This window comes from Lysinibacillus sphaericus, from assembly GCF_000600105.1.
Classification (GTDB): domain Bacteria; phylum Bacillota; class Bacilli; order Bacillales_A; family Planococcaceae; genus Lysinibacillus; species Lysinibacillus sphaericus.
The window spans coordinates 1,477,768-1,504,219 of the sequence record NZ_CP006837.1 but is presented as its reverse complement, the minus strand read 5'-3'; the positions used below and the strand labels follow the sequence as shown (position 1 = coordinate 1,504,219).

Below are 26,452 nucleotides of genomic sequence, written 5' to 3'. Positions count from 1 at the left end.
ATTTTGAAATATACAAATAGCGTAAGTAATTATATACTAGTAAAAATACAATGTTTTCCTGAAATACATACAATTACAGCAAGTTACTTTGCAATACTTGCTGTCTATTTATGTGGACAAAAACGTGGAGGGAATCTATGAAAAATTTAACGATGCAAATGAAAATGAGCTTATTGATTGTAACAGTTATTTTATTTGTTTTAATTGCTGTTGGTATTGTCAATACAAGCGAAATGAAAACGACCATTGAAGCAGAAAATAAAGCACGTCTTAGTCAAATCTATGATTTAAGTGTTTATAATTTAGATCAGGCATTACCTGGCGAATGGCATTTAAAAAATGGGGAGCTGTACAAAGGTGACGCTAAAATAGCAGAAGAAACTGCATTAATTGATAAATTAGGAGAATTATCCCACGCAGCTATTACTATTTTTGCTCAAGATACACGAGTTAACACGAATATACAGGTTGATGGACAACGTGCGATTGGCACAACTGCCGATCCTAAAGTGACAGAAGCAGTGCTTACACAAGGAAGTCTTTACAAAGGAGCAGCTGATGTAGTTGGCAAACCTTATTTTACACAGTATGGACCCATTCAAAATGCGAATGGAGAAACGATAGGTATGATTTTCGCTGGTGTTCCCTCCTCTGAAATCAATGCTATCGAACAAAAAATGCTTCTTAAAATGGCGGTTGTTGCCATCATTGCAGCAATTATCGCTGTCATTGCTGGAACATTGCTTGTGCGTAATATTGTTAAGCCTTTAAAGCGTTTAAATAGGCAGTTGGAAACCATTTCAGCTGGCGAAGGCGATTTAACGCAACAGTTAGTTGTAACAACGAAAGATGAAATCGGAGATCTTGCTACATCCTTTAATGCAATGCTTGCAACACTCCGAAAAATGATGCAACAAGTTGATGAAACAGCCAATGAAGTCTCGGCATCATCTGCTGAGCTTTCTGCAACAGCAGGCTCTACAACAAGAACAACGGAACAACTAACAGCCAATATGCAAGAATTAGCGAGCGGTGCAAGCACCCAAAAACAAAGCGCCAATGAAAATGCAGAAGCCATGCAGGATATTGCAGGCGGTATTCAGCTTGTAACGGAAACAAATATGGAAGTTTCATCTCAAGCTTCAGAAGCGTTTGATACGGCTAAACATGGCGAAAAAACAGCACATGCTATGCAAACTCAAATGCATGCTATGACCGAAGCCGTCTTACAAAGCGTCAATTCAATCGTAGCATTGGATAAACACGCCAATACAATTGGAGACATTGTAGAGGTTATTCATGCTATAGCCGATCAAACAAACTTACTTGCTTTAAATGCATCTATAGAAGCTGCACGTGCTGGAGAACATGGCAAAGGCTTTGCTGTTGTCGCAGAGGAAGTTCGTAAATTAGCCGAGCAATCTAAAACATCTGCCGCTCAAATTACCGAGACTATTCATACAATGCAACAATTAGCAAAAGAAGCAAGCGACTATATGCAACAAAGTGAAAAAGAAGCCGCTTCAAGTGTAGAAATAGTGCGTACAACAAATAGCGCATTTGAGAACATTACAACAAAAGTAGCGGTAGTCACACATAAAATTCAGGAAGTTTCGGGTATTGCAGAGGAGCTATATGCGCGTATTGAACAAGCCAATGCCTCTACCCAAATCATGGCTGAAATTGCGGTTGATGCACGCGAACAATCAAAAGTCGTGACCCAAATTGCCGAGACAAATCTTTACTCTATGGAAGACATTAATAACGCAGCTACAACACTTACAAAAAATGCCGAAACACTCCAAAACTTAATTCATCAGTTTAAATATTAAGGCCAAAAGATTGTTCATCGCGGGAACGTATGAGCAATCTTTTTTATTCTCTAATCATGAACTTTCACCTTTTTGACAAACACCTTTACCAATGGGACAAGAAAGACAGATACTATCAATACCCTAAATAGCTGAAAAGCGGTCACAATAGTTACATTTGCATGTATAGAAGCGGCTATAATGCCCATTTGATCGAGTCCCCCTGGTACAATACTTAAAAATCCTGTACGGAAATCAAGGCTATACAAATGTTTCATCACAAAAGATAAAACATAAGCAGCACCGATAAAAAGACTTGCTGACGCAAAAGCATAAAATACATGCTTCTTTGATAAATGTAAATCTTCCTTTTTCAATAAAAGACCAATATAAATACCGATTACTAGCTGTGCTATATGCAGCAATGATAATGGCATCTTTGGCACAGCAACTTCTGCTATATTCAACCCCATTAATAAAAATACTGGTCCTAACATATAGCCCGTTGGAATTTTTACCTTTTGAGCAAGCCACCCTGCTAAGCCGCAAATAAGTAGTAAAGTTAGCAACTGCCAAGAAAAGACTCCATCTACCATGACAAGATTTTCACCAGTGCCTGTCACCATTAATGGCACAAAGCCAACGATTAAAAGGACTCGCAATACCTGATAAAACGTAATGACAGCCATATTCATATTGCCTTGCTCCTCGGCAAATGCAATAATTTGTGTCATGCCTCCTGGTACACAACATGTGAGCGCAGTGGAAAAATCTAAATCCGTACGCCTTGCAACTAAAAAACTGATGGCAAAAAATAAAATAGTAAAAATTATATTTAGCACAATTATACTGCCTAAAAACTGTTGAATATCCTGAATGGCTTCTTTAGTAAAAGCAAATCCAATGGAGTAGCCCGCCACGACTAATCCAATATTGCGGAAATAACGATGCCATCGCAACTGTATGTTTGTAAATAACTGCACGCAAAGTACAGCGGCAATAGCCCCTAACAACCACGGCATCGGAATATGTAAAAGTTGAAATAAAAGCGCTCCTAACAACCCTATACATAGTGTTAGGAACATCTGCTTATAAAATGTAAACATTGCTAGCAACCCCTCAAGAATGAATAGTTCTATTATGACGTGAACATCCCCAATTTACTACCCATGCCTTTTACTCAACGTGCCTGTCACCAAAACAAATTTGAATATTCAAAAAAATATAAATGCAATGGAAATAATTGATGTTAGTTGCCGTTATTGTATAAAACAAACCTGTTAGTCATTAATTTTTACCACTTATTAAACATTTAGCCTTCGTTAAAAATTTCTATGCTACATTAATATTAAGCTGATTCAGTACATAAATGCCTTTTTCTTTTACGGGAGATGAGGTAATACGATTACCAAAGGAGGCCTCCAATGAAAATTCATTTAACCATTAATAGTGCGCTAGAAGAAACAGAGATTCATATACATGCCAAAGAATACAACGAACATATTGAAAAATTAATGAAGCAATTACAAGCAGTCCAAACAACCATGCTTGATGGCTATTTACAACAGGAAATTCATCTAATCAAAATCACAGATATTTATTCGATTTTTGCTGAAGGGGCAAAAGTTTTTTTGCAGACTGAGGAGCAAGAATTTGAGTCCAAACGCAAGTTATATGAGCTAGAAGCCCAATTAGCAAAAGACTTTGCAAGAGTTAGCAAATCGACGCTCGTCAATATCAATAAAATTTCATCTATTCAAATGGGTAAAATTGGCGCAACAGAGTTACTGCTTGAAAATGATGTATCCATTCATGTTAGCCGAAAATATTTAAAAGAATTAAAACGCCAATTAGGTATAGGGAGGGAATTATAATATGAAAATATTACGCATGATGATAATTGGACTACTGATTTCACTAAGCTCATCCTACATTTTAGTAACAATAAGTGTTATGTCGAATCATTCAACAATAGTAGGAGCAGAACTTTTCGAACAAATAATCATAGCCGCCATACTTGGTGTTGTAATAGGTTCACTATCCCTCATCTTTGAAATAGAACGTTTAGCATTTTCTATTCAGCTCATTGCACATTTTATTGCTGTGACATGTTGCGTAATGATTGCTGGTTATTTTGGGCGTTGGTTTGAGCACTCGAGCATACTGTATGTGCTTGTAGCGGAAATTATCATTTACTCCATCGTATGGTGCATTTTATATGTACTGCAAAAAAACGATATTGAAGAAATCAATAATCAAATCCAAAAAAGAAAGGAATAGACGAATATGACATTTGCCATTCAAGTTGACCACTTACAAAAGCACTATGGCGAGCATTTAGCTGTAAGAGGAATTTCTTTCAAGGTGGAGCAGGGCTCCCTCTTTGCATTTTTAGGTGCTAATGGCGCCGGTAAATCGACGACCATCGAAATTTTATGTACACTACTACAAAAATCTAGTGGTACCGTTACGATTAACGGTTATACACTTGATGATAAATCACATAATGCAAAAATACGCAAATCTATCGGCGTTGTTTTTCAGCAAAGCCTCCTAGATGAACGATTAACCGTTCGAGAAAATATCCTGCACCGCGGCAAAACATATGGCTTATCGAAAGCACAGCTGACAAAAAATTATCAATTCGTCTCGACCTATTTACATTTAGATGATATTGAACTGCAAAAATACGGGACATTATCAGGCGGACAAAAAAGACGCGCGGATATCGCTCGGGCACTTATTCATCGGCCACAAATTTTATTTTTAGACGAGCCTACAACTGGTCTCGACCCCCAAACACGCCAATTTGTTTGGCAAGCAATCAAACAACTTCAGGCAGAAACAAATATGACCGTATTTTTAACTACGCACTATATGGAAGAAGCTGCCGTGGCGCATCAGGTGATTGTCTTAAAACAAGGTCGTATTGTCGCTGAAGGAACCCCAGATGCCTTAAAAACAAAATATGCCTACGACCAGATGGCACTTGTATTTCATGATCGTTCATTAGGGCTGAAGTGGCTTAAGGAAAATACCTTACCGTACACAGAAAAGCAAGGCATTTTCTATGTTCGAGTTAGCTCTACACTGACAGCACTTACACTTTTAAAAAGTGCCGAGCCCCTATTAGCCTCTTTTGAAGTTATGAAGGGCACGATGGATGATGTCTTTCTTCATATCATGGCACAAGGAGATGATACAAATGGAAGCAATGATTAGCTTAATACAGCGCAATAGTAAAGTTTTTAGAAGAGATAAAACCCAAGTCTTTTTCTCTCTGCTTTCCGTCATTATTGTGATTGTTCTTTACGCAATTTTTCTCCAAAAAATGCAGGTGGATGCGATTGAGCAAGTAACAGAGGCTACTCCTGAGTTGATTACAATGGTCAATGAATGGCTTGTTGCTGGTCTATTATCAATGATGGCGGTTACGACAACTTTAGGTGCATTTGCCATTGCGGTGCGCGATATGGAGTCAAAAGCAACTGCAGATTTTCTCACAGCTCCTATTTCTCGTGCAACGATTCACATGAGCTATGTATTGAACGCTTTTATTATCGGTTGTCTGTTCTCCTTCGTAGCGCTAATAGGCTGTGAGATTTTCATTGTATCAACTGGCGGAAAGCTACTTAGTTTTAGCGCCTTCATCAACGTGATTGGCATACTTTTATTATCCGTATTCCTTGCGAGCGTATTTAATATGTTTCTTGTATTATTTGTTAGCACGCAAAATGCCTTTTCTACATTAAGTACAATCGTTGGTACAGTACTCGGTTTTTTATGTGGTGTTTATGTCCCTGTGGGCGTCCTCCCTAGCTTTGCTCAACAACTAATCATGTATTTTCCAATTAGTCATACTACATTACTATTGCGAAATGCCTTTATGGAAAGCTCGATTGCGAAAGTTTTTGATGGCGTTCCGACGGAGCATGTGGAAAGCTATAAGCTGAATTACGGTATTATTTATGAGTTTAATGGCCATGCTGTTAGCCTAACTACAAGTTATATAATTATTTTAATAACTATTGTTCTCCTTGCTCTATTATCAATTATTATTTTCAAAAAGAAAAATCACTAGGTTCATTTAAGATACACATCGGCGATAAATGCGGTGTGTATTTTTATTGCTTTTTAACAAACGTTTTGTTATTTTAAATATAAATAAGCAAACAAAAATTAAATACGTTTGTTTTTTTAAAAGGAGGTTCCATATGGATCTAAACCAATTATTTTGGCAGGCTTCTATCGAGGACATTAAGCAAGGCTACACAGATGAAGATACACACTACACTTGCCTTCTTTGTGGAGAGAAAATTGAAAAAGGGATTATATATCCACATGAAAATGTCCTGTATGAAGCAAAAAAATTTATGCAACATCATATTTCGGCTGCACACCAATCTGTTTTTCACTACTTAAATGGATTAAATAAAAAAATGACAGGCTTAACGGACCATCAAAGTCACATTTTGCGTTTATTTTACGAAGGTAAAACCGATCAGGCCATTAAAGAAGAGCTTGCCATTGGCAGTGCCACAACGATTCGTCACCACCGTTTTGCCTTAAAAGAAAAAGAACGTCAGGCTAAAACATTTCTTGCCATGATGGAACTATTAAAAGAACAAGGTCAAAAGGAAGAACCTTTTGTCCCTATTCACAAAACAGCTACGATGGTGGATGATCGCTATAACATCACCTTGGCCGAAGAACAACAGCTACTGGCTAAATACTTCCCTCATGGTATTGGGCAGGAGCTTGTCCGCTTTCCAAAACGAGAAAAACATAAAATTGTTGTGCTCCGTGCCATTACAAAGCTTCTCGATGAGTCAATACACTATACAGAAAAGGAACTTAATGCAATTATCCAGCCGATGTATGAGGATTATGTACAAATTCGTCGCTATTTAATTCAATATGGATTTATGGATCGTCAGGATGATGGTAGTGCATATTGGGTAAAAAAATAAGAAAGTAGGGTTATGAATGGACCACAAAAAAGAATTAAAAGAACTTTATAAAGAAATGAAAATTGAAGCAGGCGTTTTTACCATGACGAACAAACAAAATGGCAAAGTGTTTGTTGGTAGCTTCAATAACTTAAAGCGCCTAAATGGCTTTCAGTTTATGCTAAAGACAAATACGTATACAAATAAAGCGTTACAAGCAGATTACAATACATTTGGTACGGATGCCTTTCAGCTCGAAGTAGTGGAGTATTTGAAGCAGAAAGAAGAGGGATTTTTTGATGCCAAAAAAGAACTCGAAAAGCTTGAACAAAAATGGCTTGAAGAGCTACAACCTTATGGCGAACAAGGCTATAACTCTTGAGAATTGTTTGCGTGACTGGCACTCAAATGCCTATTTCCTGTTGTGCTTTTTTTGTTAGCTTTTCGAATACGAGCTCGTAGGAATGCTGAATTAAATGTTCAAGTAACTCGTTCGGTATATTGGCATCTAAATAAATAGAATTCCAGTGTGTTTTGTTCATATAGTAACCTGGAATAATGCCTTCATAGGATTCTCTTAATTCTTCTGCACGACTAGGTGCACATTTTAACGTAATAATCGGTTTTCTCGTTGCATCTCCGCCCATCATGGCAAACATTTTGCCACCGATATGATAGCGATCAGCCTGCCATTCGTCCTTGTAATCATGCGTTGTGCCACGAAGTTTTAAACAATACGAATGAATGCTATCTTTTTGCATGTTTACTCCTTTCTTCAACAAAAATTTAAAAACACACGTTCGATTATATTATAATCAATTACGTGTGTTTTTAAAATACATTTTTTGCAAATGATTGAACTTTCCTATCATTTGGAACCGCGGTCAAACATACCAATCACTTCTGTTGTTTGCAAAATATTCACAAACGCTTTTGCATCTGCTTCTTTTATTAGGCTTTTCACTTCAGCAAGCTGATAACGTGTAATGACGGTAATCAGCACTTTTCGCCCTTCTCCTGAATAGCCACCTTTCGCATCCATCATCGTAATCCCTCGATGCAGCCTAGCTAACAGTTGTTGTTTCACATCTTCACCGTTGCTAGTAATAATCATAAGCGTCAGTTTAATATTACTCGTATGGATGGTATCAACAACTTTTCCAGTGGCATATATCGAAACGAGCGTCAGCAAAGCGGCATCCCAACTAAAAACAAAACCTGAAATCGCTACTACGACCCCGTTCATAGCTGAAATAAGTACCCCCAGTGGAAAATCCCTTTTGCGACTCAACAACATCGCAATAATATCAAAGCCACCTGAGGAGCCAGATGCGCGAAAAATCAAACCTACACAAAGGCCCACAATAACCCCACCAAATAAGGAAGCTAAAATCGGTTCCTGTGTTGCCTTATAAATCGGAATAATTAACAAGGCGATAGACATCACCGCAACTGAAAGAATTGTATAAGCAATAAAACGTTTCCCTAACTTCATCACACCTAATATAAGCAAGGGCAAGTTTAATAAAAGATTTAACACACCTGTATTCAACGGCGTTACGATGCCAAGCATAATGGCAATCCCACTTAATCCACCACTTAAAATCTCATGCGGTATTAATAAAAAATTATAAGCAAATGCCATTAAAATGGATGCAAGCGTTATAATAACAATATTGCGCATAAACTCCCCTACCATTCTAAAACGAACAAATTTTGATCAACTTATCGTTAGAATACCCAATTTATTCGTCTGAAAAACCTCGGCAATTGTGGATTATTAAACTTCCATCATTACCTCGTTTTTTTCTGTTCTTCTTTTATCGGCTTTTCTTTGATTGGTTCTTCCGTTTCCGCTACTTTCATAATGCGGTCAAGCATGGTTGGATGTGTATAGCGGAACCATTTCACAAGAAGCGGTGGGTTCACTTCACTTAATCCTGATATGGTAAGCTTTTGGAATGCCGTTACAGCTGCCTGACGATCGTCCATCATTGATATGGCATATTGATCGGCTCGCGTTTCCTGATATCTTGATATAAAATTCGATAAAGGGCTCGAAGCAAATAATAAAAAAGATGTAATAAGTAAAAATAGTGGCAAAGAATTGATGTCACTTATTTTTGTAATTTTTAATGCATGTCCGTAACGGGCTATTACCCACCGCATAATTTTCGCTGTTATCCAAAGCCCGACTAAGGTCATTAATAAATAACCCGCAATGCCAAAGTAAATATGTTTCTCAACATAATGCCCCATCTCATGTGCCATAATAAATAAAATTTCATTATCTGTTAAACGATTTAACGTCGTATCCCACAGCACAATTCTTGAATTACTACCAATACCCGTCACATAAGCATTTAATGCATTGGTCTTTTGTGCCATATTCACTTCATACACATGCTCTGCCGGAATATCCGCTTGTTCTGCTATTGCTAATATTTTGGTTTCTAGCTCCTTGTTTTTTAGCGGATAAAAATCATTGTATAACGGATCAATTACAACGGGCTGAATAAACATTACAAAAATTGTAAAGGGAATCGTTAATATCCACGCATATAGCCACCATCTCTTGGCACTCTTTTTCATAAGCCAATAAAGAACGGATACGATAATAAAAGTCATGCCAAAGTTAACCCAAAAATCGATGACACCGTCACGCATCCAAGACGGAAAAGCTTGAGTGCTAATGCCATAGCTTTTACTTAAATAGTAACGATAGTATTCAATTGGGAAAAGGACTACATACAGCAAAAACGATAATAAAAATAAATAAGCAGCATTTTGTAACGGCTTCCTTTTCGTTTGGGACGTCGAAACTTTTTCAAAATAGCGAGAAACACCCATTAACAAAATCACAATATAAGCAAGCCATTCAAATGGTGTTACTACAAAAAATAAGAAATTTCGTATTTTCGAATATTCCAGACTTAAGTTTAGTTCTTTTTCAGACATAAACATAACTGGGTCCGCAACGGAGCCTTGAAACGCTCGCGGTATTGTGCCACCACCACTATGAAATATATACCAATACATGCCCAGAACGTAGGCACCAAATATTAGTAGTGCCACAACTCCCATTTTTTTCGCTATGTTATTTCCCCCTTACTCCACACAAAGTTCGTCCTATAGTAAGTGTAAGCTAAATTAAAAAAGTTAGAACAAAGTTTATAGGTTTTATTTTCACGCTTTGACCAATTCACTCCATAGTCAACACGATATTTATTACCTACTAGGCTGTTCATTATCCATACTTATTTTAAAGCCGTAAATTAACAAAAAAATCCCGTGAACGTATCACGAAAAATTTTTTTCATCCGTATTTAACAATATTATTGCAGGTCCTCGTTCTTCGCGGGTATTTGTCTTTGTTCCGCGGGTAAAACCTCTCACTTCGCCGGTATTTCACCTTGTTCCGCGGGTAAACTCTCACTTCGCGGGTATTTTACCTTGTTCCGCGGGTAAACTCTCACTTCGCGGGTATTTCACCTTGTTTCGCGGGTAAAACCTCTTACTTCGCGGGTATTTTACCTTGTTCCGCGGGTAAAACCTCTTACTTCGCGGGTATTTTACCTTGTTCCGCGGGTAAACTCTCACTTCGCGGGTATTTTACCTTGTTCCGCGGGTATTCTTATTGCTCCATTACAAAGGCTGTTTTTCCACGTTGATCCGCACTAAGATATCCAGCTGCTTCTAGCTGATCATGCCATACTTGCTCAATTACTGCATCTTTTGTGGCGTCGTCTTCTTTAGTAGATAGTTCTATCATAACATCCCCTTGATAATGCCAAACCTCGATATCAGCCTCATAGCCTGCATAACTTCCTTTATAGGTTGTTGCATTGGCAGGCCCATACACGATGGCTTGCGATAACGTGTTGTTATACCATGTTGCCGAATCCCAATTTAAAATTTTCTTTGGAACATTATCTAAAATCATTTTTTTCGCAGCATTTTCATCCACTGCATCGAAAGAAACTTTAGTCGTTGCTTTTAACGATTCTTTGCGACTAATTGTAAATGTACGATTTCCCCCCTTAATATCCATTTCAAACTTATAGTTAGATTCATCCCCTGTAAAGCCGTGGCTTTGGGTGATTGCTAGTGCTTCGTCAAGCGGTGTATTCAGAAATCTCTTTTTATACGTAATATCGATTTTCGTGCTATCTTTATAGACACGTAAACGGTTGTTATAATCTGCATTTAAAAATTCTTGATTATTTGTATCGAAATAGTAAATCTTTACTTCATCTTTTTTCGTTGCTGCAAAAAGTTTTAAAATGGCTGATTCATTAAATAAATCCGTTCGCAAATTATATTTAATCTCATGACTAGGCTCTATTGCTGCTTTCGCTTGTACTGTATTCAATAGGCCAAGCGTGCCCAGTACCATGACCATTACGACCAATTTCAGTGCAACTCTTTTAAAATGATTCATCCTATATCCGCCTCTTTTCCGATTAAAGTTAATAGTGTTGTTTCTTCATTTGTAAAATGGCTGTGAAAATAAATGGTTTTCTCAGCATTTATGTGCTTGGACAGGGCAATAATATCCTCATAATCCGGATGTGTTTTGTAAAAAAACTGTTTTACTTGATGGGGTGCTAATGGTTGAATATAACTAGCTTTATTCAAATATCCTGTAAAGATAACAATTGCTGATGGATTATTTTTGAGTAGTTGCGATATTGTTGCTTCCTCTCGCTCTGGAACAAAATAAATAGCATTTTCCTCCACAGTCTTCTCTTGTAAGCATTCACTTCTAAACAACGGCAATATCGGAGTAGGTACCACATTTTCAGGTGCTGCATAGTAATCTTCAAACAATGGGAAAAACTGATGATCAATACACACTTTTCTTGTACTATGCGCAAAAAGATAAATCGCAATATCAGCCGTTTTGCCTGAAAAGGACGAAGGGAAAATAATCGGTCTACTAGCGTTCGTACAAATAAACTCCACTATTTGTTGCAATACTTCTTCGTTCTTAATGGTCTTTTCAACATGCCCACTATCGATAAACGCGACGTTATACTTCCCACAATCCTCATACGGAAGATTGGCCTTTAATAGATAGGAATCTAAAACATAGTCTCCCGAAAAAAATATCACCTCCCCCAAAAATCGAATGCTGTACCAAACACTTCCTATTAGATGCCCACTAAAACCCCATTGAAAAGAAAGATGCTGATTAATATGTAACCAATAACCAATCGATTCTGGTGAAAAGGTTTGAATGTTTGGATAAGCGTGTTTTAATTGTTTTGCTGTCATCTCACTCATAATTAGTTGACCATTGTAACCCCACTGTTCCAGTAAAGGAAGCGCGCCGACATGATCAATATGCGAATGAGAAATAAACACAGCATCAAGTTTTGCCACATGAGCGGGAGTTAAGGTTGGCATCGTTTTTTCTCGATTATTCATGACACCACAATCAAGTAATATCGCTCGTCCGTCCTTTTCGAGATAAAAGCAATTTCGTCCGTACTCTCCAACCCCTCCTAAAATCTCTACATTAAGCACGTACATGTCCTCCCCATCTTTGAAGCCAATTTAATAGGAACATAAAAACAACGGTCATCGCGACTGTAATAACTGCAACAGCCATTCCTATCCCAACATTGCCTTGTTCAAATTGGCTGTAAATAAATGTTGCGCCTGTCTCAACTGAAGGAGGCAAAATAAGGAGACCCGCGACTAGTTCGCGCATTGAAATAATAAATGTCATCATCATACCAGCAAGTATTCCTTGCATTAGCAGGGGGATGATGATAGCTCGATACACGTCCCAACTATTGCGTCCAAAAATCGCAGCTGATTGGAAAATAGATTGATCTAGCTGTGATAAAGAGGATTTTGTATATTGCACAGCGTAGGGTAAGAACAGCACACAATAAGTTACAACAACCATCGCCTTTGTATTGTAAATGGTTGCTGGTAACCATGGGGCATTCCAAAACATAATTAAGCCGACAACAAAGACGATACCAGGAATAATATTCGGCATTAGACTAAAGAAATCTAATAGTTGTTGCTTTTTCGTTTCTCCTTTTTTAATGTAAAGGGCAATAAATAAACCAATTATCGCTGTAATAACTGCTGTAAATATTGAAAAAACAACGCTATTTAAAAATGCCGTTAAGCCAGCGCTACCACTAGTAAAGACAGCCTGATAAGACGCTAATGTGAAATTGCCTGCACGTAAACCGTCTCCCCTTACTTTTTGTAGCGAGGTTACAATTATTGAAAAGTAAGGAATACCGATTGCAAACAATAATACAAAACCTACATAAAACCATGATCCCAATTGGATAAACCATTTATCTTTTATTTCACGTGCAGCGGGCGTTTTTCCTGAAAGTACGCTATATGTAAACTTTCGTCCGATAAGATTTTGAAAATACCAGATAATAAGACATACGGAAAGCAAAAATACAGAAAGCGATGTAGCCATTCGAATATCTACTGGCCACCTTGAAAGATAAGCATGAATTTCTGTCGTAAAAACATGAAAACCGATACGGCTTCCAAACGTAGCAGGCGTCCCGAATTCCGCTAGCGTTTTAATGAAAATTAACAATACCCCAAGAACATAACTAGAAATAAGTAACGGCAGTATTACTTGTAGCCAGTTGCGCAAAGAGCTACGTCCGAAAATAAGTGCAGCATCCAAAAAGGAACCATTTATTCTAAGCAACGTATTTTTCAGCATTAAGTATAGAAAAGGAAATAGATGTAGACTCATAACCATGACCATGCCAAATAAAGAAAAAAAGGCATCAGACAACCAAGCTGTGCCTGGCACTAGTTGCTGTAAAAATCCATTATTTTGCATAAATAATATCCATCCCATGGAACCGATATAAGGGGGTGTCATAAAAGGAATCGTTAGGACAATATCTAGCCAATCATATTTTTGTAAAGTTGTTTTCGTGCGAATAAATGCCATAGGCAATGCTAATATCGTCGTACCTAAAATAACCAATACACCTAATAATAATGAGTTGCCTAAAGTCTGCCATAATCTTTCATTAGCAAACATGCTACTAAATTGTGAAACATCAACTAGACCATCATGGACAAATGTATAATACATAATGGCTATTAATGGTGCGATCGCAAACGTTGCGACAATCGTCAATAACAAGCCAAAACTTCGTCTGCTTTCCATTATCATGTTGCGTTATTCCTTTCAAAGAGCTTTATTTTCAAAAAATTCGCAATAGTCAGTATTATAAAGTTATGACTGACCAATAGCGAATTTTACACACGCAGGATGATTGCATCATCTAGAAGGAAGCTTGCAACTTAACGAAAAATATCATTGAACTTCGTTAAAATATCAAGTTGCTTTGCTTCTGAACCTTTCCAGCTCACATTTAACTGCGGGATTTCATCCAATGCTGCGCGATCTTTTACAGCTATATCATGATTGCCAGGTAGTAGATAAGCATCTGCCACTAGTTTTTGTCCTTCATCTGAAAGTAAAAAATTCACATAGGCCTGCGCACCTTCCACATTTTTAGCATCTTTCATAATGCCTACTGCTCGCGGACTAACAACCGTTCCACTCTTCGGATAAACAATTTCTACTGGTTCCCCACTCGCTTTCGCTTTATACGCCATATAGTCAACACCTGAAATGGTTGCATTTTTATCACCTGTAATAACAGCATCCAATGCTTCCTTATTGGCTCCATTCACTTGTAGTCCATTGTTTTTCCATGCTTGGATTGTATCCCATGCCGATTTTTCCGCTTCTGTATAACCGTAAATAAAATCAACAGCAGATCCAGACAAACTTGGATCAGGAATATTTATTTTACCTTGCCACTGTGCTTTAGCTAAATCTGTCCATTCGCTTGGTATGTCTTTCGTATTTTTCGTATTGTAGGCAATGCCTAATGCCGATGCGCTATAGCCATAATAATAGCCTTCTGCATCTGACCAATCGGGGTTCATTTTACTAGCATTTTCAGCTTCTTTGTAACTTTGTAATTGGTTGGCTTCCTTTAATCCATCCATTGATGCAATAGAAGCTAGCACAACGACATCTGCGACCGGATTATTTTTCTCTGCTTCTAAACGCGATAAAATTTTGCCCGTTGTCCCTTGGAACATCTCTACTTTCATGCCCGTTTTTTCTTCAAAAGCTTGTTGAATATTTGCTGCCAAGCCATCAGGACCAGCAGAATAGACTGTTAGTGTTTGCACTTCATTTGGCTTTGCACTGGCTGCATCATTCTTCACACTGTCAGTCGACTTTGTAGCGTTGCACCCTGCTAATGTTAATGCCACAAGAAAGCTCGCTGTTGCTAATAATTTGAAACGTTTTTTCACTGTAAACCCTCCAATTGATAGATTTGTTTAGTATCCACAAAAACTTCCAGTTGCTGTCCGTGTTCAAGCGGTACAGCTTCATAAAAGCTCCATTGCTTCCCTTCAACTTGCGCATGAACTAAATAGCGATCACCAACAAAAGTACTTTTCACAATCATTGCCTGTTTCGCAATGCTTCCAGGATAGTGTTGTCTCGATACTCCCTCCGGACGTACAATTCGATTCCCTTTACCGAACCAATTGACCTTCCCTATAAAATCCGCTACATAAGGTGTTGCCGGCGTATGATAAATTTCCTCAGGTGATCCAACCTGCGCAATTTTACCTGATTCCATCACAATTATTTGATCCGACATCGTCATAGCTTCTGTTTGATCATGTGTTACAAAAATAGCTTGGCAATCCAGTTCATAAATAATATGCATAATTTCATCCTGCATTTTTTCTCTAAGTACGGCATCTAACGCTGATAATGGTTCATCAAACAAAATTAACTTTGGATTCGTTGCCAATGCCCTTGCCAATGCAACTCGTTGTTGTTGGCCTCCCGATAATTGTCCCGGCTTACGTTTTTCATATCCTTCCATCTTCACTAACCGCATCACATATGCTACTCGCTCTGGTATTTCTTCTTTTGGCATCATTCCTTTTAAGCCGAATGCGATGTTTTGGAAAATGGTCATATGAGGCCATAATGCGAAATCTTGAAAGACCATGGCAATATTGCGTTTATTTGGTTTAACATTTTTGTGAAGCTTAGACGAATAAATGATTGTGTCATCGAATGCAATTTCACCATTTGTTGGCTTTTCAAGACCAGCTAGTATTTTCAAGAATGTTGTTTTACCACAGCCCGATTGTCCTAAAATTGTAATGAACTTACTATCTAATTCCACATTAATGGGCCATAACGCTTGTGCCTGTCCATATTTTTTCTCTAAGTTCGTTATTGAGATTTTCATGGTATCCTCCTCGTCTATCTCTACTATAGTTTCCAGATATTTAGAAAATATTAACCTACTATTAATATGTCGTTAAAAAAAGTCTAATAAACTTAAGGAAATGCAATACTTTTTCGAATTTCCTTTAGGAGGCTAAAATGAATCATCTGAAATTACAGGCATTTTGTTTACTCGTCGATTTTAAAAAATTAGCTCCTGTCGCTAAAGAGCTAGGTATTACGCCGCCTACGGTGTCCTTTCATATTCGCTCGATTGAAGAAGAGTACGGGATACGTTTGTTTCGCACAAATGCGGGTGGCTATCGTTTAACAGAAGCTGGAGAGGGGCTCTATCACTACGCAAGACAAATTGTCCAACTACAAAACGATATGAATCGTTTCATTGAAAATCTATTAGCAGGCAATATTGGCTCCATTCGATTAGGTGCAAGTGCCCTACCTGCGCATATTTATATGCCTGAAATTATTAATCAAATTTCCACTACATATCCTGACATCCGTATATCCTTAGAGGTTAAAACAGCACCTGAAATTGAAAAAATGGTAGCCCTGCAAGAACTAGATTTTGGGTTAATTATGGAAACAAAGCAAGAAAACAAAGCATTAATCTATGAAACAATTGGTGAAGATTCGCTTGTTTTAGCTCTAAGCCCTCGTCACGAGCTGGCAGCAAAAAAGGACATCTCGCAATCCGATGTCCTTAAAAACAAAGTATTATTACATACTTCCTCTAGTTCAACCAATCATTTTATCGAAAAATGGTTGGACCCTTTCCAACCAGCATTTAATACCATTGAACTCGATTCTGTAAGTACGATAAAAAAAATGCTGACGTTTGGTAAAACCATTGCTTTTCTTTCCGTTTCCCTTATTGAGGACGAACTGCAATCTGGCTTATTAATCAAAAAAGATTTAAATGATATTACGCTAAAACGGAAAATCCAACTAGTTTACCCGCAATCTAGACTAGACAATCAAATTGATGTATTTGTCAAAAAAGTGATTTACGAGTTAGCACAAAAAATCAAAACATAATCCGCTTCAAGCAATGAGTCTCACAGCATCAACCAACTGTGAGCTCTCCCTCATCTATCTGCATAAAATAACTTTCAACTTACTCCCTTTTTCAACATATTTACTAAAAAAATTCAGTAATCTGACATAATTACATAGCAACCATTAATAACATGGATAGAAGACATGTTGTGCTCTAACGAAAGGAGGAATGACAAGTTGCTTACCGAATTGCTTCAGAGTGAGACTATCCAAATCACAAACGAAGTAGCAAACTGGCAGGATGCTATACGCTTTGCTGCATCACCACTCTTACAGCAAAACAAAATAGAAAAGCGCTATATCCAAGCCATGATCGATTCCATTGAACAACACGGTCCCTATGTTGTACTTACACCTAAAGTAGCAATTCCACATGCGCGGCCATCCGATGGAGTAAACGAATTAGCGATGAGTTTATTAGTTTTACAAAAACCTGTATATTTCGGACCCGATAAACCTGTGTATGTAATCATTATTTTAGCAGCGACAGATCATACAACCCATTTACAGGCATTAGTAGATTTAACACAAGTCTTACAAGAACCTAGCCAAATCGATAACATTATCGGATGTAAGCGTGCAAAATGCGTCATGGATAAAATCAAACAATATGCAACAAAGGAGCAATTATAAATGAAAATTTTAGTCGTTTGTGGAAATGGCTTAGGCAGTAGCTTCATGATGGAACTGACTATCAAAAAAGCATTGCTAGAACTCAGCAAAGAAGCAGAGGTAACGCATACTGATTTAACATCTGCAACTTCTGAAAAGGCTGATATTTATATTGGTGCAGGAGATATCGTCGACCAACTAGATAATGGTGTGCGAAAAATTGTGCGAATCGTCAATATGATGAGTATCCCAGAAATCAAAGGAAAACTTGCCCCACTATTGTAATGGACAATATGATGTGCAGTTGTAACGCTTACGTTGCTTTTAAAATTGGATAAGATGAGGTGTTGGTATGTTAGATGTTATGATGAATGACATTTTAGGTACACCAGCAATACTAGTCGGCCTATTTGCGCTTGTCGGCTTATTAATCCAAAAGAAATCTGCTTCAACTGTTCTTTCAGGGACGTTAAAAACTATTATGGGCTTTGTCATTTTAGGTGCCGGTGCAGCTGTTTTAATTGGTTCTTTAACTCACTTTAGCAAAATGTTTGATCATGCCTTTCAGGTACAAGGGGTTATCCCCAATAATGAAGCCATTGTTGCTGCGGCACAAACGACATTTGGCACATCCACAGCCTTGATTATGGTATTCGGGATGGTAATGAATCTTTTGCTAGCGCGATTTACGCCTTTAAAATATATTTTTTTAACTGGTCATCATACATTATTTATGGCGTGTTTAATCGCAGCTTCCCTCTCTGTTGGGGGGATGAGTGGCGCTCCTCTCATTATTTTCGGTTCTATATTGTTAGGTTTATGTATGGTGATTTTCCCTGCCATTTTACAGCCTACCGTGCGTCAAATAACAGGAAATAATGACTTTGCAGTTGGACATTTTGGCAGCATTGGCTACTATGTATCTGCTAAAATTGGTCAACTATTTGGCAACAAAGCCAAGTCGACTGAAGCAATAGCAGTGCCTAAATCACTTGGATTTTTAAGAGATACATCCGTTGCCATTTCCTTAACAATGAGCTTATTTTTCATTGTTGTCGCTTTATTCGCAGGTCGTTCTTATATTGAAGCGCAATTATCCGGGGGATCGAACTTCATTGTTTTCGCGATTATCCAAGCGATTACCTTTGCAGCGGGGGTCTATATTATCCTTGCGGGTGTTCGTATGCTGATTGCAGAAATTATTCCTGCATTTAAAGGGATTGCTGATAAGCTCGTACCAAACGCTAAACCTGCTTTAGATTGCCCGACAATTTTCCCATTCGCACCGAATGCCGTTATTATCGGTTTTCTCTTTAGCTTTTTAGCTGGCTTATTGTCGATGTTTGTCCTGCCGCTGATTGGGCTTAAAGTTATTGTTCCTGGCCTAGTGCCACATTTCTTTACAGGTGCTGCGGCAGGTGTTTTCGGTAATGCAACGGGTGGTCGTATTGGCTCCATGGCAGGTGCATTTGCTAACGGGATAATCATTAGCTTTATCCCAGCGATTCTCCTTATCTTTATGGGTGATATCGGCTACGAAGGAACAACATTTGGTGATTCTGACTTTGGCATCGTAGGCATTATTATTATTAATATTTTAAAATTATTTGGTGCGGTGTAAGCACATCACTTCATATTTAAAAACTCGTTCTAACATGCAGAACGAGTTTTTAAATTATCAGAATTGTTCGGGTGACTGGCACGACTATCTTTTTTACTTAGCACTGATTATAATTAGTTATGTCTTGTTATAACGAGTTATAAAAGGAGTAAAATCAGTGAAAAACTTTTATCGTTTATTTGCGACACTGGCTCTACTAGTAGGTCTATTAGTAGCTTGTGGTAACCAAGAAAAAGAAGGGACTGCAAACGAACCTGTTGAATTAACGATTTCTGCGGCAGCTAGTTTACAGGATGCCTTAGAAGAACTTAAAACAACGTATGAAAAAGAACACGATTCGGTCAATATCCTCTATAACTTTGGCGGCTCTGGTGCATTGCAACAACAAATTTCACAAGGTGCACCGGTGGATTTATTCTTTTCAGCAGCGAAAGATAAATTCGACGCCCTAGTAGAAAAAGAAATGATTGAACAACAGCAAGGAACAGATCTTTTAGCTAATGAGTTAGTATTAATCGTTCCTAAAAACAACGAAAAGCAAATCCATTCCTTTGACGATTTACTTCAAGCAGGAAAAATTGCGCTTGGCACACCCGAAACGGTTCCTGCTGGGCAGTATGGCGTCGACACATTAAAAAGCATGCAGCTTTGGGAATCACTTGCTTCTAAAGTGGTATATACAAAAGATGTGCGTCAAGTACTTACTTATACTGAAAGCGAAAATGTAGATGCTGGCATCGTTTATAAAACAGATGCCCTCGTCTCCGATAAAGTCGATGTCATTGCGACTGCCGATGGTGCGACCCATGCACCGATTATTTATCCTGTAGGCGTCCTAAAAGCGAGTAAGCATGAACAAGAGGCAAAAGATTTTTATCAATATTTACAAAGTGATGAGGCAATGAATATTTTCAAAAAGTATGGCTTTAAAGGAGCTCAATAAATGGGTACCGATTTTTGGTCTCCTCTTAGGCTTTCCATTGAAATTGCCTTTGTTGCTGGAATTACTGCTATTATAGTTGGTATTTTAATGGGTAAATGGATGGCAACTCGCCATTTTAAAGGCAAACTCTTGTTAGAAACGGTGTTGCTTTTACCCTTAGTATTACCTCCTACTGTAGTTGGTTTTCTGCTCATCGTTATTTTTGGAAAAAATAGTGTATTAGGAAATCTAATTATGTGGCTTTTCGATCAACCAATCATGTTCACATGGTGGGCTGCCGTCATCGCTTCTACAATTGTTGCCTTTCCATTAATGTATCAATCCGCGAAAACGGGCTTTGCCTCTGTAGATAAAGATATTGAAAATGCAGCACGTGTTGATGGGGCGAATGAATGGCAAGTCTTTGTTTGTGTATCTATTCCGCTCGCATTAAAGGCACTTGTATCTGGTGGAATTTTAAGCTTTACACGTGCTTTAGGGGAGTTTGGGGCGACCTTAATGTTTGCGGGGAACATTCCAGGAAAAACACAAACAACACCGCTAGCGATTTATATGGCACTTGATTCAGGTAACATGACGCTAGCTTGGACATGGGTTTTGTGCATGATTGCTATTTCCTTTCTAATGCTTCTTAGTATCCATTTACTAAAAGTATAAAAAGAGAAAAAGTGTTGGATTAATTGCAGTCAATCCAACACTTTTTTGCTCTATCATTGATGTCTGCTACGGGTGGTCTCTTTTCGCTCAGCACAGTAAGCCACCGCCCTCTGCTTGACCGCTAAATGCCCTCGTCTTACGGTTGAACAGGAGTCGCCTCTCACCGCATTCATCAACTAGTTTTAACTTCTAACCAAAATTTATAAACAGCTTTCCTCTGTTCCTTCAATAAATTTTTTGTTTTGTCCCAGCTTTTTTGATAGCTGTTAACTACGGCTGATGCTCTCGTAGCGCTACTTACCGCATAGTCTCTTTCATCATCCCCCGCTAATAGGTGGGATAAAGGCGATAGTATCACCCGATTTAACAATTGTCGTATCGGTTGCAAATTCCTCATTGACTGCTGTCATTATTTGTTGTAATGCTAGCTGCGGATAGTGCTTTTCTAGCCACTCTTTTAACTGAGCAACTGTGACATCTGACAGTGCTACCTTGAGTTGTGATTCACCAACTTGTTCCTGTAAGTGAGCAAATAATAAGATGTTAATCACGCTTTCCCTTCCTCCTCTTGAATAACTGGTGTTCCTTGTGGATAGGGGATATTTTCTAATTGGTCACCAATCCATTCCGTCCCGTCCTCCCAATGCTCTTTTTTCCATATTGGAACAATTTGTTTAATGCGATCAATCGCATATTCATTTGCCATATAAGCTACTTTACGATGTGGTGATGATACAGCAATAACAACAGCAATGTCTGAAATATCCAAGCGACCTACTCGATGCGTAATAGCCACGATCGCTTCTGGCCACTGCTCTTGAATTTCCTTTGCAATCTGTTCAAACATTTTTATCGCCATCGCGGGATAGGCTTGATATTCCAAATGCAATGTTTTTTTACCATTTGTAATTTCACGTACGGTGCCGATAAATAGTGTAACGGCACCAGCATTTCGATTTAGTACTTTTTGTCTTACTTGCTCGACATCAATCGGTTGGTCGATAATTTCAAACAACGCTACCGTCATGGTCTTCCCTCATTTCTTTCAACAAAAATTCCATATATTTTCTTTCTTCATAAATTGAATACGCTGGGATTGTTAAGGACGGATTGAATGGATAGCTCGGCCAATAAATGACACAAATAATATTGGTTACTTGCTGCAATAGCACTTGGTCCTGTGCTGTTCGGAGTAGTACTACTTTTGGATAATGTTCCTGTTTATATCCTTCAATCAGCACGACATCCATCGAAAAGGACGCATAGATTGCTAGAATTTCAGCCAATTGCCAGCTATTTTGGTGAATACTCATACGTAAAGTACCCTCCCCTTCCACAGCAGTCACAATCGCACCTGCCTGCTCATGCCGACTACTATCTTTGGACGTTTCGATCATTGGCGCACCACCATGTCCGTGATGCTTAATCGTTCCTACTCGTAGCCCTTCCAGTGAAGCTTGTTTAATTAATTGCTCCATTAATGTTGTCTTTCCACTATTTTGATAGCCAACTATCTGTAAGATTTTTCGAGTTTGTCCCAAGGCCACTCACTTCCTTGTAAATCTTCTAACAATAAGACTGCTACGGACATGCCTCTTTCATAACCTCGTGAACCACCTGGTAAAACGATAAAAGCATTAGCTGTCGCCAACGAAGAAACAGCACTCGATTTATCAAAACCAGATGGCACAGCAACTAGCTGCCCTGTTTCGTAATAAGCTGTCGCGCGCACAAATCGTGTAAAGGGATTCGGCTTTGTAAAATCCGCCCCTAATATAGCTTGCTCTCTGCGTAAATGAGGTTGCGGATGACAATAGGCAGTGCGTATAATGGGGCGTACAAATAGTTCAAAACCAACATAGCAGGCTGAAGGATTACCAGAAAGGCCGAATAACAATTTACCATTGCAAGCAGCGACAGTTGTTACACTGCCTGGACGCATTGCTACTTTATTAAATAATACCTTTGCATCCATCGCCTGATAAATGGCCGGTAAATAATCATAATCACCTACGGAAACGCCCCCCGTTGTAATTAGAATATCTACTTCCTGCAATGCTTTTTCCACGATTTTAATACATAATGCCAAATCATCGCTAAACTTGCCAAAATATTTGACTTCTGCGCCTGCACGTTCAATTTGTGCCATCATCATATAAGCATTACTATTTCGAATTTTGCCCGGCTGTAAACATTCACCTGGCTCTAGTAATTCGCTACCCGTGGCTATCACACCAATGACCATTTTACGATAAACCGGTACTTGCTCGTAGCCAAACGTAGCGAGTAAAGCCATCACACCGGGGTTAATATATTGACCTTTGTCAATAAGGATTGTACCCTGCTGTACATCTTCCCCCTTGTAGGAAATATTAGTCCCCGCTTCAATAGAGCGTTTAATCGACATATACTTTTGTTGATTTTCTTCAAAAGTATGGGTTATTTCTAGCATAACCACCGCATCACAGCCTTGTGGTATCGGTGCCCCTGTCATAATGCGAACAGCTTGACCTTTCTCCACTACACTGTCATAGACATAGCCTGCGCCAATTTCCCCAACGACCTGAAATCGAACTGGCTGCTGTGAACAAGCGCCTTGACTATCAATGGAACGAATGGCATAGCCATCATACGGTGAACGATCAAAAGCTGGGACATCTTGATCGGCTCGAATCGCTTCTGCTATAAAGCGACCATGGGCTTGTGTTAATGGTACAAGTTCATTTTTTGCTTGAAAGGCATAGTCCATTACACGATGAACAGCTTCTGCCACAGGAATTGGTTGTCTTTTTTCTAGCATTTAGCACACTCCTTTAACCTAATAAACGATAGTAAATTGTTTTAGCTTTTTGTATATCTTGTATACCATGAATCACAACTCGCCCATCTTGAAAAATAACGATTCGATAATCGTCCGCTTGACAAGAAAGCAAATAAGGATTCATCTGAATTTCACCATAGGAACGAAGCTGATGTGCCAACTGCTCGAACTGATAGTAAATGGGCTTTGGTGGTCGAATTTGCACAGCGTCCCGTCCACAAAGTATTTGTAATTTCGTTTGATTTTCATAGGATAAGTAAGGATATGTTGGCGCATTGCCGCAAGATGGACAATCAGCCTGTCTCATTTTAGCGACATTGATTTCATAGTGTTGATTTTGCCAAACATCAAATGTTAAATAGCTTTTTCGTAGCGCTTTGTCATCTCCAACAAGCACTTTTAACACTTCAGCCACTTGATATGCGGCAACGATTTGAACCGTTGGGCTAATAATACCTACCGTATCACAAGTCATCCCTGTTTGGGGTATTGCTTTTAATAAGCAGTGCAAACAAGGTGTTTTGCCTGGCACAATCGTATAGGTTGCGCCATAACTACCGACACAAGAGCCGTACACCCACGGAATTCGATACTTTTGTGCAAGGTCATTCATTAGAAAACGAACATCAAAATTATCGGTCGCATCAACCATTACATCTACATCTTTTAGCAATGGTAGCAAAGTCTCTATACATGCATCCATAATGGCAACATTGATTTCAACCTCTGTGTTAATTTCTTGCAGACGTTTTTTAGCTGCGATGGCTTTTGGCATTTTTTCTTGGGCATCTTGCTCTGTATATAATTGTTGTCTTTGTAAATTACTCCACTCTACATAATCACGATCAATCAGTGTTAACTTGCCGATACCAGCACGTACAAGTGCTTCGGCACTAGCACTCCCCAATGCACCGACACCTATTAAAAGGGCATGTTTTTGTTGGATCGATACTTGCCCAGATTGTCCGATAGGGGTAAATAATTGTTGTCTCGAATATCTATTTTGCATACGTATAGAGCCTTTCTTTCTATGAATTTCGTTTGACCTTTTTATTTATAGCATTATAATAAAAGCAATGTTTTTTAGTAATTTTGAAGGAGGTCTTTACTGTGCATCCCACACATCATCAGCAACCCATTCAAGTTGCTCTTTTAACTGTCAGTGACACACGCACAAAGGCAAATGATCACGCTGGACAGCGTATTCAAACTTTACTTCAAGAAGCAACATTCGAAGTAGTGGACTACCAACTCACAAAGGATGAACCACGGGATATCGCTCGTTATGTGAAACAGTGGTCCAGTGATCCATCCATCAATACCATTATCGTAACGGGCGGAACAGGCTTTACACCAAGAGACCAAACTTACGATACCATTTTGCCTCTTTTCGAAAAGGAAATGATGGGATTTGGTGAGTTATTTCGAACACTTAGCTATGACGAAATTGGCCCAAGGGCAATGTTTAGTCGTGCCACTGCTGGGACTATTCAACAAACAGCCATCTATGTTTTACCTGGTTCCACAAATGCGGTATCACTAGCTATGACGAAACTTATAGTACCCACTGTTCAACATTTTGTTGGTGAGTTGAATCGTCTATGAAAATTGCAGGGATTATATTAGCAGGTGGTCAATCCTCTCGATATGGTAAACCTAAAATGTTCGAGCTGTTTGCTGGGCAGCCTTTATACAAGCATAGTCTTATCGCTTTACAAAAAAATCAGCTATCCCCTATTATTATTGCTACAAACGCACAGTTACAACATCAGTTTGAGCAGGAAAACGTCCAATGGATTATCGACAAACAGCTACATCAAGGACCACTTTTTGCTTTACATCATATCATGACAGCCTACCCTGATGTGGAATGGTTTTTTGTCGTGGCTAGCGATATGCCTTATATGAATGCTGATTTTATCAAAAAAATGGTCGGTCGAATAAGTGACGATTATGATGCAATCGTTCCTATGCAGGCGCAAAAACATCAGCCATTAGCTGCATTATTTCGACGTACAGCTTTACCTAAAGCACAACAATTAACGAAACAAAACAAACGAAGTATGAAAGTACTGTTAGAGCAACTGCGAGTTTGTTACGTCCCTTTTGATGACGATGACACAACATTTATCAATATTAATGCACAACAAGACTGGTCTCAAACAAGGAAAAAGGAGTCTAATAATGAATAATTTTACACACTGGAACGCAGAAGGTCGTCCTAAAATGGTTGATATTTCAGAAAAAGAAATCACAACACGTACAGCCATTGCGCGTAGTACAATCACGTTATCCGATGCTGTCTATGAAGCCATCCAACAAGGTGGCATTAAAAAAGGCGATCCAACACAAGTTGCCCAAATTGCAGGGATTATGGGGGCTAAAAAGACCGCTGATCTTATTCCCATGTGCCATCCTATCATGTTACAAGGCACGGATTTCCAATTTAACTATGACAAAGTAGAGAAGGGCTATGAGCTTCATATTCAAGCTACAGTCAAATGTAGTGGGAAAACTGGTGTTGAAATGGAAGCCCTCACAGCTGTGACGATCGCTGCCTTAACTTTTTATGATATGTGTAAAGCAGTTGATAAAACGATGGTCATTAAAGACACCTATCTTGTTGAAAAAACGGGTGGGAAAAGTGGCACTTTTGTGCATAAATAAACAGAAAA

The 26,452-nt window shown here is 38.6% G+C and carries 30 protein-coding genes; 16 read left to right on the top strand and 14 right to left on the bottom strand.

Annotated features, from left to right (window positions below):
* Positions 1-137 precede the first annotated feature (137 nt).
* Entirely contained in the window at positions 138-1,832 is a 1,695-nt protein-coding gene (locus T479_RS06870) for a methyl-accepting chemotaxis protein (protein WP_024362368.1), read from the top strand.
* Positions 1,833-1,882: 50 nt separating this feature from the next.
* Here the strand turns inward: T479_RS06870 and T479_RS06865 are convergent, their stop codons facing one another.
* Positions 1,883-2,917, bottom strand: a complete 1,035-nt coding sequence (locus tag T479_RS06865; protein ID WP_025219024.1) for an AbrB family protein — start codon at positions 2,915-2,917, stop codon at positions 1,883-1,885.
* 318 nt (positions 2,918-3,235) lie between these two features.
* Here T479_RS06865 and T479_RS06860 point away from each other — a divergent pair, with 318 nt between their 5' ends.
* The 6 genes from T479_RS06860 (at position 3,236) to T479_RS06835 (ending at position 7,142) form a co-directional block, all read left to right on the top strand.
* Positions 3,236-3,685 (top strand): LytTR family DNA-binding domain-containing protein, encoded by a 450-nt coding sequence (locus T479_RS06860; RefSeq protein ID WP_025219023.1) that lies wholly within the window; start codon positions 3,236-3,238, stop codon positions 3,683-3,685.
* A gap of 1 nt (position 3,686) precedes the next feature.
* Positions 3,687-4,091 carry a DUF3021 domain-containing protein gene (locus T479_RS06855; protein WP_025219022.1) on the top strand — a complete coding sequence of 135 codons (405 nt, stop codon included), beginning with the start codon at positions 3,687-3,689 and terminating at the stop codon, positions 4,089-4,091.
* Positions 4,092-4,097: 6 nt separating this feature from the next.
* Positions 4,098-5,033 carry an ABC transporter ATP-binding protein gene (locus T479_RS06850; protein ID WP_025219021.1) on the top strand — a complete coding sequence of 312 codons (936 nt, stop codon included), beginning with the start codon at positions 4,098-4,100 and terminating at the stop codon, positions 5,031-5,033.
* Positions 5,017-5,892 carry an ABC transporter permease gene (locus T479_RS06845; RefSeq protein WP_025219020.1) on the top strand — a complete coding sequence of 292 codons (876 nt, stop codon included), beginning with the start codon at positions 5,017-5,019 and terminating at the stop codon, positions 5,890-5,892. The genes T479_RS06850 and T479_RS06845 overlap by 17 nt, the downstream gene beginning before the upstream one ends.
* Before the next feature lie 133 nt (positions 5,893-6,025).
* Entirely contained in the window at positions 6,026-6,781 is a 756-nt protein-coding gene (locus tag T479_RS06840; RefSeq protein ID WP_025219019.1) for a DUF2087 domain-containing protein, read from the top strand.
* Positions 6,782-6,797: 16 nt separating this feature from the next.
* Positions 6,798-7,142 (top strand): GIY-YIG nuclease family protein, encoded by a 345-nt coding sequence (locus tag T479_RS06835; RefSeq protein ID WP_024362375.1) that lies wholly within the window; start codon positions 6,798-6,800, stop codon positions 7,140-7,142.
* 22 nt (positions 7,143-7,164) lie between these two features.
* On the opposite strand, the gene T479_RS06830 is transcribed toward T479_RS06835, so the two are convergent.
* The 8 genes from T479_RS06830 to T479_RS06795 form a co-directional block, all read right to left on the bottom strand.
* Positions 7,165-7,521, bottom strand: a complete 357-nt coding sequence (locus tag T479_RS06830; RefSeq protein ID WP_024362376.1) for an MmcQ/YjbR family DNA-binding protein — start codon at positions 7,519-7,521, stop codon at positions 7,165-7,167.
* Positions 7,522-7,628: 107 nt separating this feature from the next.
* Positions 7,629-8,444 carry a YitT family protein gene (locus tag T479_RS06825; protein ID WP_024362377.1) on the bottom strand — a complete coding sequence of 272 codons (816 nt, stop codon included), beginning with the start codon at positions 8,442-8,444 and terminating at the stop codon, positions 7,629-7,631.
* 110 nt (positions 8,445-8,554) lie between these two features.
* Complete coding sequence (locus tag T479_RS06820; protein ID WP_025219018.1) at positions 8,555-9,856, bottom strand: M48 family metallopeptidase; 1,302 nt, start codon at positions 9,854-9,856, stop codon at positions 8,555-8,557.
* 538 nt (positions 9,857-10,394) lie between these two features.
* A complete protein-coding gene (locus T479_RS06815) occupies positions 10,395-11,201 on the bottom strand; it encodes a hypothetical protein (RefSeq protein ID WP_025219017.1) in 807 nt (268 codons plus the stop codon).
* The gene (locus tag T479_RS06810; protein ID WP_025219016.1) at positions 11,198-12,289 is read right to left on the bottom strand and encodes an MBL fold metallo-hydrolase; all 1,092 of its coding nucleotides are present in this window, start codon (positions 12,287-12,289) and stop codon (positions 11,198-11,200) included. Before T479_RS06810 ends, T479_RS06815 begins: the two co-directional genes overlap by 4 nt.
* Entirely contained in the window at positions 12,282-13,943 is a 1,662-nt protein-coding gene (locus T479_RS06805) for an ABC transporter permease (protein ID WP_025219015.1), read from the bottom strand. The genes T479_RS06810 and T479_RS06805 overlap by 8 nt, the downstream gene beginning before the upstream one ends.
* 131 nt (positions 13,944-14,074) lie before the next feature.
* The gene (locus T479_RS06800; RefSeq protein ID WP_024362382.1) at positions 14,075-15,106 is read right to left on the bottom strand and encodes an ABC transporter substrate-binding protein; all 1,032 of its coding nucleotides are present in this window, start codon (positions 15,104-15,106) and stop codon (positions 14,075-14,077) included.
* Entirely contained in the window at positions 15,103-16,068 is a 966-nt protein-coding gene (locus tag T479_RS06795; RefSeq protein ID WP_025219014.1) for an ABC transporter ATP-binding protein, read from the bottom strand. The genes T479_RS06800 and T479_RS06795 overlap by 4 nt, the downstream gene beginning before the upstream one ends.
* A gap of 137 nt (positions 16,069-16,205) precedes the next feature.
* Between T479_RS06795 and T479_RS06790 the strand changes: the two genes are divergently transcribed.
* From T479_RS06790 to modB, 6 genes are all read left to right on the top strand, one after another.
* Entirely contained in the window at positions 16,206-17,102 is an 897-nt protein-coding gene (locus T479_RS06790) for a LysR family transcriptional regulator (protein ID WP_025219013.1), read from the top strand.
* Between the two features lie 198 nt (positions 17,103-17,300).
* Complete coding sequence (locus T479_RS06785; RefSeq protein WP_025219012.1) at positions 17,301-17,756, top strand: PTS sugar transporter subunit IIA; 456 nt, start codon at positions 17,301-17,303, stop codon at positions 17,754-17,756.
* A complete protein-coding gene (locus tag T479_RS06780) occupies positions 17,757-18,020 on the top strand; it encodes a PTS sugar transporter subunit IIB (protein ID WP_024362386.1) in 264 nt (87 codons plus the stop codon).
* A gap of 67 nt (positions 18,021-18,087) precedes the next feature.
* Complete coding sequence (locus T479_RS06775; RefSeq protein ID WP_025219011.1) at positions 18,088-19,356, top strand: PTS ascorbate transporter subunit IIC; 1,269 nt, start codon at positions 18,088-18,090, stop codon at positions 19,354-19,356.
* A 157-nt stretch (positions 19,357-19,513) separates the two neighbouring features.
* Positions 19,514-20,299: a molybdate ABC transporter substrate-binding protein gene (modA, locus tag T479_RS06770; RefSeq protein WP_025219010.1), complete on the top strand. Its 786-nt coding sequence runs from the start codon at positions 19,514-19,516 to the stop codon at positions 20,297-20,299.
* Positions 20,300-20,956, top strand: a complete 657-nt coding sequence (gene modB, locus T479_RS06765; protein WP_024362389.1) for a molybdate ABC transporter permease subunit — start codon at positions 20,300-20,302, stop codon at positions 20,954-20,956.
* A gap of 317 nt (positions 20,957-21,273) precedes the next feature.
* Here modB and moaD read toward each other — a convergent pair whose 3' ends face one another.
* From moaD to T479_RS06740, 5 genes are read right to left on the bottom strand one after another with little or no spacing between them, the layout of a single operon-like run.
* A complete protein-coding gene (moaD, locus tag T479_RS06760) occupies positions 21,274-21,507 on the bottom strand; it encodes a molybdopterin converting factor subunit 1 (RefSeq protein WP_025219009.1) in 234 nt (77 codons plus the stop codon).
* On the bottom strand, positions 21,504-21,983 hold the full coding sequence (locus T479_RS06755; RefSeq protein WP_025219008.1) for a molybdenum cofactor biosynthesis protein MoaE: 480 nt from the start codon (positions 21,981-21,983) through the stop codon (positions 21,504-21,506). Before T479_RS06755 ends, moaD begins: the two co-directional genes overlap by 4 nt.
* Positions 21,964-22,497 carry a molybdopterin-guanine dinucleotide biosynthesis protein B gene (gene mobB / locus T479_RS06750; RefSeq protein WP_025219007.1) on the bottom strand — a complete coding sequence of 178 codons (534 nt, stop codon included), beginning with the start codon at positions 22,495-22,497 and terminating at the stop codon, positions 21,964-21,966. The genes T479_RS06755 and mobB overlap by 20 nt, the downstream gene beginning before the upstream one ends.
* Complete coding sequence (locus T479_RS06745) at positions 22,467-23,756, bottom strand: molybdopterin molybdotransferase MoeA (RefSeq protein WP_025219006.1); 1,290 nt, start codon at positions 23,754-23,756, stop codon at positions 22,467-22,469. Before T479_RS06745 ends, mobB begins: the two co-directional genes overlap by 31 nt.
* 13 nt (positions 23,757-23,769) lie before the next feature.
* On the bottom strand, positions 23,770-24,786 hold the full coding sequence (locus T479_RS06740; protein ID WP_025219005.1) for a thiazole biosynthesis adenylyltransferase ThiF: 1,017 nt from the start codon (positions 24,784-24,786) through the stop codon (positions 23,770-23,772).
* A 101-nt stretch (positions 24,787-24,887) separates the two neighbouring features.
* Here T479_RS06740 and T479_RS06735 point away from each other — a divergent pair, with 101 nt between their 5' ends.
* The 3 genes from T479_RS06735 to moaC are packed head-to-tail and all read left to right on the top strand — an operon-like array spanning position 24,888 to position 26,444.
* Positions 24,888-25,382, top strand: coding sequence for a MogA/MoaB family molybdenum cofactor biosynthesis protein (locus T479_RS06735; RefSeq protein ID WP_024362395.1), 495 nt, complete (start codon positions 24,888-24,890; stop codon positions 25,380-25,382).
* A complete protein-coding gene (mobA, locus tag T479_RS06730; RefSeq protein ID WP_024362396.1) occupies positions 25,379-25,969 on the top strand; it encodes a molybdenum cofactor guanylyltransferase in 591 nt (196 codons plus the stop codon). The genes T479_RS06735 and mobA overlap by 4 nt, the downstream gene beginning before the upstream one ends.
* On the top strand, positions 25,962-26,444 hold the full coding sequence (gene moaC / locus T479_RS06725; RefSeq protein WP_024362397.1) for a cyclic pyranopterin monophosphate synthase MoaC: 483 nt from the start codon (positions 25,962-25,964) through the stop codon (positions 26,442-26,444). The genes mobA and moaC overlap by 8 nt, the downstream gene beginning before the upstream one ends.
* Positions 26,445-26,452 lie beyond the last annotated feature (8 nt).